Source organism: Borreliella mayonii (assembly GCF_001945665.1).
Classification (GTDB): Bacteria; Spirochaetota; Spirochaetia; order Borreliales; family Borreliaceae; genus Borreliella; species Borreliella mayonii.
In genome coordinates, this window is the sequence record NZ_CP015780.1 from 464,126 (window position 1) to 476,990 (window position 12,865).

At 27.0% G+C, this 12,865-nt stretch carries 12 protein-coding genes; 4 read left to right on the plus strand and 8 right to left on the minus strand.

Features of this window, described 5'->3' with window-relative positions; translation table 11 throughout:
• The first annotated feature begins 15 nt into the window (after positions 1-15).
• Positions 16-1,083: an NAD-dependent epimerase gene (locus Bmayo_RS02220; protein WP_075552123.1), complete on the plus strand. Its 1,068-nt coding sequence runs from the start codon at positions 16-18 to the stop codon at positions 1,081-1,083.
• A 169-nt stretch (positions 1,084-1,252) separates the two neighbouring features.
• Positions 1,253-2,332, plus strand: a complete 1,080-nt coding sequence (gene fbaA / locus Bmayo_RS02225; RefSeq protein WP_075552124.1) for a class II fructose-bisphosphate aldolase — start codon at positions 1,253-1,255, stop codon at positions 2,330-2,332.
• Positions 2,333-2,780: 448 nt separating this feature from the next.
• Here the strand turns inward: fbaA and aspS are convergent, their stop codons facing one another.
• The 7 genes from aspS to Bmayo_RS02260 are packed head-to-tail and all read right to left on the minus strand — an operon-like array spanning position 2,781 to position 9,620.
• The gene (gene aspS, locus Bmayo_RS02230) at positions 2,781-4,541 is read right to left on the minus strand and encodes an aspartate--tRNA ligase (protein ID WP_075552125.1); all 1,761 of its coding nucleotides are present in this window, start codon (positions 4,539-4,541) and stop codon (positions 2,781-2,783) included.
• A 3-nt stretch (positions 4,542-4,544) separates the two neighbouring features.
• Positions 4,545-6,650, minus strand: a complete 2,106-nt coding sequence (locus Bmayo_RS02235) for a cation:proton antiporter domain-containing protein (RefSeq protein WP_075552126.1) — start codon at positions 6,648-6,650, stop codon at positions 4,545-4,547.
• Entirely contained in the window at positions 6,604-6,927 is a 324-nt protein-coding gene (locus Bmayo_RS02240; RefSeq protein WP_075552127.1) for an HPr family phosphocarrier protein, read from the minus strand. The genes Bmayo_RS02235 and Bmayo_RS02240 overlap by 47 nt, the downstream gene beginning before the upstream one ends.
• A gap of 12 nt (positions 6,928-6,939) precedes the next feature.
• A complete protein-coding gene (locus Bmayo_RS02245; protein WP_075552128.1) occupies positions 6,940-7,233 on the minus strand; it encodes an HPF/RaiA family ribosome-associated protein in 294 nt (97 codons plus the stop codon).
• Positions 7,223-8,482 carry an RNA polymerase factor sigma-54 gene (gene rpoN / locus Bmayo_RS02250; protein WP_075552129.1) on the minus strand — a complete coding sequence of 420 codons (1,260 nt, stop codon included), beginning with the start codon at positions 8,480-8,482 and terminating at the stop codon, positions 7,223-7,225. Before rpoN ends, Bmayo_RS02245 begins: the two co-directional genes overlap by 11 nt.
• 2 nt (positions 8,483-8,484) lie before the next feature.
• Complete coding sequence (locus Bmayo_RS02255; protein WP_075552130.1) at positions 8,485-9,018, minus strand: chromate transporter; 534 nt, start codon at positions 9,016-9,018, stop codon at positions 8,485-8,487.
• Complete coding sequence (locus Bmayo_RS02260; protein ID WP_075552131.1) at positions 9,015-9,620, minus strand: chromate transporter; 606 nt, start codon at positions 9,618-9,620, stop codon at positions 9,015-9,017. The genes Bmayo_RS02255 and Bmayo_RS02260 overlap by 4 nt, the downstream gene beginning before the upstream one ends.
• A gap of 208 nt (positions 9,621-9,828) precedes the next feature.
• Between Bmayo_RS02260 and Bmayo_RS02265 the strand changes: the two genes are divergently transcribed.
• Positions 9,829-10,671, plus strand: coding sequence for a mechanosensitive ion channel family protein (locus Bmayo_RS02265; RefSeq protein ID WP_075552132.1), 843 nt, complete (start codon positions 9,829-9,831; stop codon positions 10,669-10,671).
• Here the strand turns inward: Bmayo_RS02265 and Bmayo_RS02270 are convergent.
• Positions 10,668-11,816: a glycosyltransferase family 4 protein gene (locus Bmayo_RS02270; RefSeq protein ID WP_075552133.1), complete on the minus strand. Its 1,149-nt coding sequence runs from the start codon at positions 11,814-11,816 to the stop codon at positions 10,668-10,670. The genes Bmayo_RS02265 and Bmayo_RS02270 overlap by 4 nt on opposite strands.
• 56 nt (positions 11,817-11,872) lie before the next feature.
• Between Bmayo_RS02270 and holA the strand changes: the two genes are divergently transcribed.
• Entirely contained in the window at positions 11,873-12,862 is a 990-nt protein-coding gene (gene holA, locus Bmayo_RS02275) for a DNA polymerase III subunit delta (RefSeq protein ID WP_075552134.1), read from the plus strand.
• Positions 12,863-12,865: the final 3 nt, after the last annotated feature.

The window sequence follows — 12,865 nt, forward strand, 5'->3', positions numbered from 1 at the left end:
AAGAGGAATAATAGTATGAAGATTTTTTTAACCGGAATTGCAGGTTTTATTGGATTTCATGTAGCTAAAAAGCTTGTAGAAAAAGGGCATGAAGTTTTAGGCATAGATGTATTAAATGATTATTATGACCTCAAATTTAAGCATGAAAGGTTAGAGGCTTTAGGTTTTTGTTCTAAGGATGTCAAAACCCGTAAGATTATTAAGAGTGAAAAATATAATAATTTATCTTTTGCTTATATTGATATACTAAATAAAGATAAACTGTTAGAACTTTTTAAAGAGCATAAATTTACGCATGTTTGTCATTTGGCTGCTCAAGCAGGTATTAGAGATAGTCTTGAAAATCCTGATAGCTATGTTTCAATAAATATTGTTGGGTTTTTTAATGTTTTAGACGTATGTAGAGTTTATAAAGAGAACATCAAACATTTTGTTTATGCTTCAACATCATCGGTTTATGGTATAAATGAAAATATACCGTCTAGTGAAGATTCTATTACAGATCACCCTTTAAATTTATATGCAGCTAGTAAAAAATCTAATGAGATGATAGCGCATGCTTATAGTGCGTCTTTTAATATTCCTACAACAGGGCTTAGATTTTTTACGGTTTATGGAACCTATGGAAGGCCCGATATGGCTTTATATTTATTTTCAGATGGAATTAAAAATGATAAACCCATTAATATTTTTAACAATGGAAATATGGCCAGGGATTTTACATATGTGAGCGATATTGCAGATGGTGTTTACAAGGTGTTGAAAAATCCGGCTAAGAGTGATTGTAATTTTGACGTTAAAAATCCAAATTCGTCAACATCTTCTTTCCCTTACAGAATATATAATATAGGAACTGGACACGCAACTAAATTGCTAGATTTTATTAGAGAGCTTGAAGCAAATTTTGATAAAAAGGCCTTAAAAAATTATATGCCTATGCAAAAAGCAGATGTTGTGGAAAGCTGTTGTGATATTTTAAAGCTTAAAAATGATGTGGGGTATGAGGCTAAAATTTCTATTAAAGAAGGAATAAAAGAATTTTCACAGTGGTATAAAATGTTAGAGTCTACCAAGAAGGTTTGACTTTAAACTTTTTTATGCAGAATGATAGATTTTTAATAAATTTTATATTTGCTTTTGTTTTAATAATTAATTATTGATTGATTTAAATTCAATTTTAATTCTTAGGTGTATAATTTATTATTATAGGCATTTGATAAAAGAAAAAATAAAATAGAAAGGAGTTATATAAATGGGTGTTTTAGATAAGATTAAACCAGGTGTGGTTTATGGGGAAGAGCTACATTCTTTATATGAAATATGTAAAAAAGAAGGATTTGCTATCCCTTCTATTAATTGTATAGGAACAAATTCTATTAATGCAGTTTTGGAGGCGGCAAAAGAAATTAATTCTCCTATTATGATACAATTTTCTAATAGTGGTTCTGCTTTTATTTGTGGGAAAGGATTAAAGATGGAAAAACCGCAAGGAGTTTCAATAGTTGGAGCTATTTCTGGCGCTATGCATGTTCATTTAATGGCAGAGCATTATGGTGTTCCTGTTGTGCTTCATACTGATCATTGTGCTAAAAATTTACTTCCTTGGGTTGAAGGACTTTTAGAGTATGGTGAAAAGTACTATAGCCAGCACAAAAAGCCACTATTTTCTTCACATATGTTAGATTTATCAGAAGAGCCCATTAAAGAAAATATTGAAATTTCTAAAAAATTCTTAGAAAGAATGGCAAAAATTGAAATGTTTTTAGAAATAGAGCTTGGAATTACAGGTGGGGAAGAGGATGGAGTTGATAATTCAGATAGAGCTATGCATGAACTATTTTCTACTCCTGAGGATATTTATTATGGATATTCAGAGCTTTTAAAAGTTAGCCCAAATTTTCAGATTGCAGCAGCTTTTGGAAATGTTCATGGAGTATATAAACCAGGGAATGTTAAGCTTACTCCAAAAGTTTTAAAAGATGGTCAAGATTATGTCATATCAAAAACTGGAGTAAATATTGCTAAGCCAGTTTCTTATGTTTTTCATGGGGGGTCTGGATCTACAATCGATGAGATTAATGAGGCACTTTCTTATGGTGTTGTAAAGATGAACATTGACACAGACACGCAGTGGGCTGCCTGGGAGGGTGTTTTAAATTATTACAAAAAAAATGAAAGTCGTTTGCAAAGTCAATTAGGAGATGGTAAGGACATTGATGTTCCAAATAAGAAATTTTATGATCCAAGAGTTTGGTTAAGAGAAGCTGAGGTTTCTATGAAGGAGCGTGTGAAGATTGCATGCAAAAATCTTAATAATATTAATAGGAATTAAATAAAAATTAGTGAATTTTTATTTGCAAGCTGCTTTTTGAGCGGCTTTTTTATTGCTCTATTATATTTTAGATATTGAATTATAAAATTATTGATTATTTGATGTATTTTTTCTACTATTTATCAGGTATCTTTTTTATTATTTTTGTTTATTTTTCAAAACTTAAATAAAATATTAATTTATTTTTAAAATTATTGTTAATTGCTGTTTTTATGAGATTGTTTTGATTTAGAGGTAAGCAATTATAAGATTGTTTCTAAATTTTAAAAAAGCATTTTTCTTTAGATTGACTTTATGTGTTTTTATAGTGCTTGTTGTTTATGAAAAATTAAACTTGATCCTTGGGGATTTAATTTCTCGAAAGAATAGCAGGTTAGAAAAATTTCAAGGATTTGGATTAACTGATTTTTATAATTTTAAATGTGTATGGTATAAGCTATATTATGAATTAAGTGTCATCAGCAACAATATTGATTCCCAGTTCTTTGAGTTGTTCATTTGAGATTTTAGAAGGAGAATTATCAAGAGGGCTTGCTGCAAAAGAATTCTTAGGGAACAGTATTACATCTTTTATTGAAGTTGATTTTGTCATCAGCATTATTAGCCTATCAATACCAATAGCAATGCCACCATGATTAGGAGCTCCATATTCTAATGCTTTTAGAAAAAATCCAAATCTATCTTCTGCTTTTTCTTTTTGAAATCCTATTATGTTAAAAATTCTTTGTTGTAGCTCTTTATTATGTATTCTAATTGAACCTGAACCAAGCTCTACGCCATTTAAAACAAGATCATAAATTTCCCCTATGGTTTTTTTTGGATTTTTTTCTAAATTGGCAATATATCGCTTTTTGGGAAGGGAGAACATGTGGTGAGCTGGTGTATAGGTTTTTGTATTTTCGTCATATTCAAATAATGGAAAATCGTAGACCCATAGAAATTTAAATTTATTTTCATCTATTAGTCCAAGATCGTTTGCAATTTTTATTCTAATTTGACCCATTGCTTTACATGCAGTTTCCCACTTGTTATTAGCTGTAAAGAAAATTATGTCATTATTTTCTAGAGAATAGGTTTTTATTAATTGCTGTTCTTCTGTTTTTAAAAATTTTGCAATTCCTCCAGAAAATTTATTGTTTTCAATTTTTGTAAAATAAAGTCCTTGTGTTTTGTAAAGCTTTGCAATTTCTTCTAAATTATTTATTTTTGTTCTTGAAAACTTATCAGCTTTATCTTTTACTATTAAAATTTTAATTGAACCTTTGTTTTTTAGAGTATCTTTGAATATATTAAATTCTGAATTTTTTAGATTGCGACTTACATCTTGTAATGCAAGTTCAAATCTAGTATCTGGTTTATCGCTTCCATATTTGTTCATTGCCTTTTTGTATGTTATTTTTTTGAATTTTTTAGGTAAGTAAATATTAAGGCAATTTTTAAATATTAAAAAAAGCATATTTTCTATTAATTTGAAAATATTTTCTTTTTTGATAAAGCTCATTTCAAGATCAAGCTGCGTGAACTCTGGTTGTCTATCTCCTCTTGAATCTTCGTCTCTATAACAACGGGCTATTTGAAAGTATTTATCAAATCCTGCTATCATTATAAGCTGTTTGTAAAGCTGTGGAGATTGAGGTAATGCATAAAAAGATCCTTTGTGAATTCTTGATGGGATTACAAAATCTCTTGCGCCTTCTGGAGTTGATTTTACAAAAGTTGGAGTTTCTAGCTCTAAAAATTTTCTTTTTATGAAAAAATTTCTAATAAGATGAGTAGCCTGACATCTTAAAATGATTTTATTTTTCAAGGAATCTCTTCTTAAGTCTAAATATCTATATTCAAGTTTTGAGCTTTCACTTGCATTATTGTCATCCTCTATCATAAACGGCAATTCATTACACTTTGAGATAATTTCAATGTTTTTTGCCAATATCTCAAAATATCCTGTTTTCATATTTGCATTTATCATGTTAGGAGGTCTTTTTATTAGCAGTCCTTGAATTTTAATGCAGTATTCGAGTTTTATTTTTTCTGAGATCTTTAAAAGGTGCTCTTCATTTATTAGAACTTGAGCTTTTTCATATCTATCTCTTATGTTTAGAAAGGTAAATTTTCCGTGGTGTCTAATTTTTTTTACCCAAGCATTTATTTCAACTTTTTTGTTTATCAATTTTTCATTTAATTCATTACATTTGATAACTTTAAACATAATTTAGCTCACTATTATATTATAAATTTCTTTATCTGTTTTTGCATTTAAAATTTCTTTTTTATACAGATCAACTTTGCCCACAACAGATGCTAAAATTCTAGGATAGCTAACGTAATCTTTTGCTGGACACAGTATTAATATAAAAACATGACTTAAGTTTTTGTCAAGAGCATTAAAGTCAATTCCTTCATGGCTTATTCCTATTGCAATATGTATTTTTGATATTAAATTTGTTTTTAAATGAGGAATGGCAAAACCCTCTTTTAGTGCAGTAGTAATTAATTTTTCTCTTTCCATTAAATCTTGGAATATTCTTTCTTTATCAATTTCAATGTTTATTACGCTTAGAAGCTCTCTTATTACATCAGCCTTATTGCTTGATTTTAATTCTAGAATAATGTTTTCCTTTTTTATTCTTTTATTTAGGTTGATATTGCTAAGGATTTTATCATAATTTATTGAGTAATCCAGTTTTTTTGCTTTTAAAGAGACAGTTTCAACTTCTTTGGTTATTTTTTCTAGATTTAAGATTGTTTCTCTAAAAAGATCTTGCATTATAATTAAGTGATTATTTGGGCATTCGAATGTGATTTTACTACCTTCTCGCTTTATTGAGAAAGATATATTGTTTTTTCTTGCATTAATATATTGTGAAGAATCATTTTTAATTTGTTGGGTGAAAAATCCTTCTTTTCTTAACTCATTTTTCAAGTCCCATATAAGAATTTTGGCTAAATTATCATATTCAAATGATACGCATATGTTTGTATTTTGATCTGTTGGTAGTTCTTTTTTGAGTCCGCTTTTATTTATTTTAAATAAAAAGTTTATTATGGGTGTTGCAACGATTGTTGGCAAAAATACCATTATTATTATGATTCCAAATATTTTTTGGCTAATAAATCCTGAAGATAATGCTACATTTGCCATAATAAGCGAAACTTCTCCTCTTGGAACCATTCCTGTTGCAATTTTTAAGGCCCCAAGTTTATTAAATCCCAAAAAGAGTGCTGGAATAAAGCAAAATATACTTTTAGTAATTATTGCTATTGTGCTAATTGCCAATCCTAAAATAAGAACTTCTTTTGAAATTATTTCATTAATATCTGACATAAGTCCGATTGATGTAAAAAAGATCGGAATAAAAAATCTTTCAAAGATTGTTAGTTTATCTTGAATTACGTATACAATATCTGTTTTTGACATGGCAAGTCCAAATACATAGGCTCCAACAACGAAAGACATTCCTAGATTTTGGAAAATGCTTGCAATAGTAAGGGTTATAGAGAGTGTTATTACGGTTGCTAAGGTGACACTGTTTAATTTTTTCAAAAGTCTTGAGAGTGTTTCTGACATATATATTAAAGAGAAAGTTAAGCATAGCCAAATTACTATGTTTTGAATTATGGCTTTTATTGAGCTTGCTATATCAAGATCTGATATAGATCTTGATATAGTTATTACACTTGTAAGCATAAGCATTGAAAGCACATCATCAATAATTGAAGTTGAGATTATTGTTACTCCTTCTGAGGTGCTCATTTTTTTCTTTGCTGAGAGTATGCTTGCTGCGATTCCTGCTGATGTTGGGGTTCCAATTATTCCAATAAAAAGTGAAGTTGGACTTATTAGAGGAACATTAAAAATTATGCTTGCCATTAGTACAAAACTTGTGAAGGTTCCAACAACCTCTGTTATTCCAATAATTCCTCCGCGTGGTAAAAATTTGATAAACAATTTTAAGTCAGTTTCAAGTCCTGCTGTGAAAAGCAATATTATTGAAGCTATGGTAGAGATTGCAAATATTTTTTCATTTATTAAATAATTTTCTCCAATTTGAGTTATTCCTAATGGGAATAATAAAGGTATTTGAATTTTTCCAAAGGCATTAGGGCTTAGAATTATTCCCGCTGTTATTTGCCCTATTACTTTTGGAATTCCTATTTTAGTCACTAGATTGCCTATTGAAATAGATGAAATTACAATGATTGCCAGACTCATTACGAAAGCCGACATTTTTACCTCAATGTCGTATTTTGTTGAGTATGAAAATAGAAGATTAGGCAAGTGTATCAATATTGTTATGTAAAAAAATTTTTTGTTCATTTTTCAAGCTCTTTTGAAAATTACATTTTAGTGAATTTAACAAATTTTTAATTGCCAGTTTTTCTTTTTTCCCTATTACTGTTATTTTTACTTTTTCTTTGTATATTATTCCCAATATGATAATTCCGATTGTAGACTTTGCGTCAGCTTTTCTGCCATCTTTTGTTGTTATTTTTATATCGCACGAAGAGTGTTTATTTGCGAATTCAGCAATGATGTTTGCTGACCTTGAATGTATTCCATCTTTATTTATTATTTCAATTTCTACTTCTTGCATTTTTTACTTATCTTATTTGTTGTTTTTTTTCTCTTTCTCTTTAGTTGCTGTTTTATAAAGTCTTGCTATTGCGCTATCAATAAGATTGAGAAGTATTTTTCCATCTTCTCTTATATGTATTATTTTCCCCCAATTAAAGTGAATATGTGCGTCCAATTCAAAAAGCTCATGTTCTTTTTTAATTGTAATTTTTAAATTATCAATATGTTTTTTGATATGAGTGTCAAATTTTTCTAACTTTTTAAGAATAAAAATTTTTTCATTCTCATTTAATTTATAATTAACCGTTTGAATTTTAGGTTCCATAATATGTTTTCCCTTTCTCAGATTTTAATTCATTTCTATACTTATTAACTGTTCTTCTAGAAATAGAGATTCCCTTGGATTTCAGTATAGCAGAAATTGCTTTATCTGACATCTTTTTATTTGTTTCTAATAACTTTTTTACTGTTATTTTAATGCTTAATTTTGAAAATTCATTTGTTTTTGCTCCACCAACAGAGCTAAAGAGCTCTTTGATTAATATTGTACCCCATTCGCATTTTAAGTATTTATTTTTTATTGCTCTTGATATTGTTGATTTTGATACACCAATTTTTTCTGATAAAATGCCCAAGTTCATTGGCCTTAAGCTTTTAAAACCTCTTCTTAGAAATTCTTTTTGCAATGTATATATAGCTATTCCTATTTTTGCAAGTATTTCATCTCTATATCGTAGGGATTCGATTAACCATTTTGCTTTTTTTTGTTTTTGGGGATTTTTAATTGTTCTTTTAAGTTCTTTTTTAAATATGTTAACTTCTTTGATTTTAATTTTAAATTTGTTATTGTGATTTATTATTAATATATCTGGATCGACATAGAAATTGGTGTCGTCTGGATCTTTAAATTCGAGTGTTGGATTGGGGTTAAGTTTTTGTCTAATAATTTCTAAAGCTGTGTTAAATTCTTTGCTTCTTATTTTGAGCTCTTCTTTTAACTTTTCTTGAGTTTTTTCAAGAAGCTCTGCTTTTTCAAGAATTTTAATAATATTAGCTTCTAATTTATGATGTTTTGCTTGTAAAATTAACGATTCTATTATGTTGGGAACACAAATTCCAATTGGATCAAATTTTTGAATAAGTTCAATTATTTTTTTTACTTTTTCTTTTTCTTCCTTTTTGAAAAGATCGTAAGGGTTTATTATATGAAAACCCTTGCTGTTTAGATTGTTTATTAGTATTTCGCCTATTTTAAGTTCATCTTCATTTATTCTTTGAATTCTTAGTTGTAGCAAAAGATGCTCTTTTAAAGAAGTATTTGTTTGTGTTTTTTCAAGAGCTATGTCGTGTTGATTTTTTATAATATCACATTCTTTATAAAAAATTTTTTTAAACCTATATGTTTTCAATGTTTCAAAAAATATTTTATTTGAGTCTATTTCTAGGCATTCGTTATTTTCGCTTTCTTCTAGTACAAGCTTTGTTAATTCTTTTTGATTAAGACTCAATATTTTTATTGTTTGTATTTGAATTGAGTTTAAATTTTGGGATAATTTTAATTTTTGTTTAATCATATTTACATTAATGTATAAAAAAATCCGCTAAGTATAATTACTAATGCTGGGCTTATTTTATTGTAAAAAAATAAAATAAAAAAATTAATTCCCACAATAGTCAAGGTTCTCAAAAGTTCTGTTTTGTTGTTTTCTATCTTTAAATATGTGTTTTCGAGCAAAATGATTATTGTAATTATCCACAGTGCAACAATAATAGGTTTTAGATTCTCTAGGCAATAATTTAAAAAGCCGATTTTGTGTAGTATTAGGAGGATTATAATCATTATTATTATTGGAGCTGTTATTAATGCCGCTGTAGCAATTATTGCTCCTGCAATTCCTGCAGTTTTCATTCCAACGTATGTTGCTATGTTTGTTGCAATAGGCCCAGGGGTTATTCTTGATATTGTAATCATATTAACAAATTCTTCTTTTGTTATCCAATGTTTATTATTAATTATTTCGTTGTTTATTATTGCTGCAATTCCATTGCCACCTCCGAAATTTAATAATCCGATTTTTAAAAATGTAATGAATAAATTTATTAAAATCAACCGATATCCTTTTCCTGTTTAGTTAATATTTTTTTTATTGTTATATATTTAAATGTGTATACCAAAAAGAAAATTAACAATATGTATGATATTCTTATTTTTAATTTAAAGATTGCAAAAATTATAAGAAAACATATTGTCCATTTTATTACAGAATTATTCAACATTTTTTTTGAAAATTTTAAAACAACGGTTATCATTATGATAATTGAAGATATTTTTGCACCTTCGAGAAATTTTTCAACATGTATGTTATTCGGTACTAATTTTAAGTAAAAGAAAACCATTATTATTGCAATAATGGAAGGTAAAATTCCAGCAACAGTTAGCAAAAGTGCGCATGGGAAACCCCCAAGTTTTCTTCCTACTAGGAATACAAAATTAATCGCTGTAACTCCAGGAATAACATTTGATGTTGCTAGTATTTTATTAAAATCGTCCTCAGATATTATTTTTCTTTTTTTAACAAATATTTTTTTAAGCTCAGATATAATTATTAATCCTCCACCAATTGTAAATGTTGTTGTTTTAAAGACAAGTAAAAACAGGTCCAGAATTTCATATATTTTTTTTTGCTTCTTTTTATGCATTTGTTTTGTCAAATTTAGTAAAAACCTTTGAATACTAATTTTATCACAAATATTGTTGTAATGTTCATTTTGTTGTTGAGCAGCGGTGATGAAGATATGCTTTATTGTGGCTTTAAAACATTGAATTATTGTTTTTATTCGGGTTTATATTAGAAAGGTTTGTTTGCTTTTTGTGCTATAATTCAATTAATTTATGCGAAGCTTAGAAGGAAAGTTTAATTTGTTTAAGGAGCTTTTTATATTTCAAGATTATTTTAATTATATTATTGAGGGTGTGGTAGGTTATGGTTTAAAAGTTTCGATTGCTATAGCACTATGGTATTTTTTAAAGTTAATAGTTAATAAAATGGGAAAAATTTTATTTAAGACTTTAGAAAAGTCTAGATTAGAGGAGAAGTTGGAGGCTACAGTTTTTAACTTTTTAAAATCTTTTTTCAAAATATTAACAGACTTTGTTATTGTTTTAATAATATTGCCATATCTTGGGGTGCCTACAACATCTATTATTGCTGTATTTGGATCATTAGGGCTTGCCATTGGACTTGCTGCTCAGGGCATTTTATCTAATTTTGTTAGTGGATTTATTGTTTTGAATTCTAAATTTTTTAAGTGTGGAGATCATATTAAATGCGGAGATGTTGAAGGTTTGGTTGAGGATATTCAAATTTTTTTTACCACACTTAAAACATTTGACGAAGAAATTATTAAAATCCCAAACAGCAAGCTTACATCTAATTTTGTTGTTAATTTTTCGGCAAATTCTAGAAGAAGGGTTGTGTTTTCGTTTCAAGTTCCCTATGATACGAATATTGGTTTATTAAAAGATAAAATAGAAGATTTAATGATTTTCAATAATAAGAAATTTAATGTTGAGATTTGTTCTCCTACTCTTATTGTTAAAAAATATACTCCCTATTATATAGTTTTGCAGGTTAGATTTTTTGTTAATACAGAGGTTTTTTGGGATTTTAAATATTTTATTGGTGAGTCTATTAAAAATGTTTTATTGGATATGAAAATCAAGTTTCCAATTTGTTTTGCACCTTTTGATAAGCTATATTAATGATTTTTTTCTGCAATAATTTCTGAGTAATAGTTTTCAATTTTTTTTGTGAAAAAATGACTGGAAAATTTAGTAGAGTATTTTTTTGCATTTTGTTTAAATGTTTTTAGTATTTTATCATCTTTTATTACTTTTTCTATGCATTGAGATAAGTTTTCGTACTTTTTTATTAAAAATCCGTTTACTCCCTCTTTTATTACGTCTTTATATATATAATCATTTATTAAAATAGCGGGTATTCCAGCAGTTAATGCTTCTATTACTGTCATTGGATATACTTCACTTTTTGATAGACTAGCAAAAATATCGGAAATTTTGTAGTAATAGCATATTTCTTCCCACGGAATTGTTCCTATTAACAATATTTGTTTTTCAAGCCCATGTTTAATGCTAAAATTTTTTATTTCCTTTTCTTCACTTCCTTTGCCAATGATGATAAGCTTATAATTTTTGTTTTGCATTAAAAGGTCTTTCAAGTGTATTACTAATGAATTTATGTTTTTTTCTTTATTTATTCTGCCAACAAAGATGATTATTTTGTCTGTTTTCTTTATATTGTGTTTTTTCAAAATTTCATCTTTTTTTTCTTTGCTTAGAATTTTTATGAAAAGCTTTCTATCAACTCCATTTGGAATTATTTTATATTTAGAATTATTTGAAAGTTGAAAATATCTTTCTTTTGCTTTGCTTGATGGGTAAATAAAATATTTTATTTTGTTATAATGTTTTCGCATCATTTTATCGGGTTTAATAAAATATTTAAAAATTCCCAAGTAATGCAAATAATAATCCCACATTGTATGACTTGTGTGAACTATTGGTATGTTTTGTTTTAATGCAATTTGTTTTCCAATTTTTCCCATAGAAAACTCGGAGTGAGTATGAATGATGTCTGGTTTATAGCTTTGTATTATTTTATATATTTTTCTTTTGTTGGGAAAAGCTATTACAGCGTCAAGTTTTTTATTTATTTGAATAGATAAGCATCTGTAAACATTTTTTTCGTTTAAAGCTGTTTTGGATTTTGGACAAAATATGTAAACTTCATAGCCATTTTTTTCAAATCCCTCTTTAATTTGTTTTATTGATGTTGCCACTCCATTTTTTTCTGGAATATATGTATCTGTAAATATTGCAACTTTCATATTCTCCTCCTAGCTTAAGTATAATATATTTGGCACTTGGATTATAATTTACTTTGATGCAAGTGGTTTATTTATTGTTGGGTAATGAGCAAGGTTTAAAAGAAGCTTATTTAAAAGAGCTTTTAATTAAAATGGATGCTTTTAAATCGGAAGTTTTAGTTACTAAAATTTTTTTGTCAGAACTCTCAGCTGTGGAATTTGCTGAGAAACTGTTTTCTAATTCTTTTTTTTCAAAAAAAGAAATTTTTATTGTTTATGAATCTGAACTTTTAAAAGTAGGAAAAGATTTAGAACTAGTATGTAATTCAATTTTAAAATCTAATAATAAAACTGTTATTTTTGTTTCTAATAGCAATACATGTAACATTGATTTTAAAAATAAGCTTAAATTTATAAAAAAAGTTTTTTATGAGATTTCTGATGATGATAAATTTACATTTGTGAGAAGAAATTTTTTAAATCTTAATATTAAAATTACAGATTCTGCAATAAATTTAATGCTTTTAATGTTAAATTCAGATACTAAAATTTTGAAATTTTATATAGATTCTTTTGCGCTTTTTGCCAAGAATAATACCATTGATGAAGAAGATATAACTTCTTGGATTAGTTTTATTCGCTTTGAAAACACTTTTTCCTTATTTAATTCAATTTTGAGAAAAGATATGACCCATTCTTTGATCAAGATTAAGTCTATTTTGGATCAGGGAGAAGATTTGATTAATGTTTTGATGAGTCTTATTTGGCAATTTAAAAGATTATTAAAGGTGCAAATAGATTATAATGTATGTGGGAGCTTGCAGAGCGCATTAAATAAAAATAAAATCTTTTTTTCATTGAATAAAATTTATAGAGTAGGGATTAAAAATTATTCAATTTCAGAAATTAAAATTGTTTTGAAAATTTTATATAAGTTTGATTTATATTTGAGAATTTATTCTAAAAATATTCATCAAAATTTATCATATTTTTTAATATTTTCAATTTTAAAGCTTAATAATAATTTTTTAATGCATTGTTCTTCAGAATCAAAATTTAATTTTTAATGT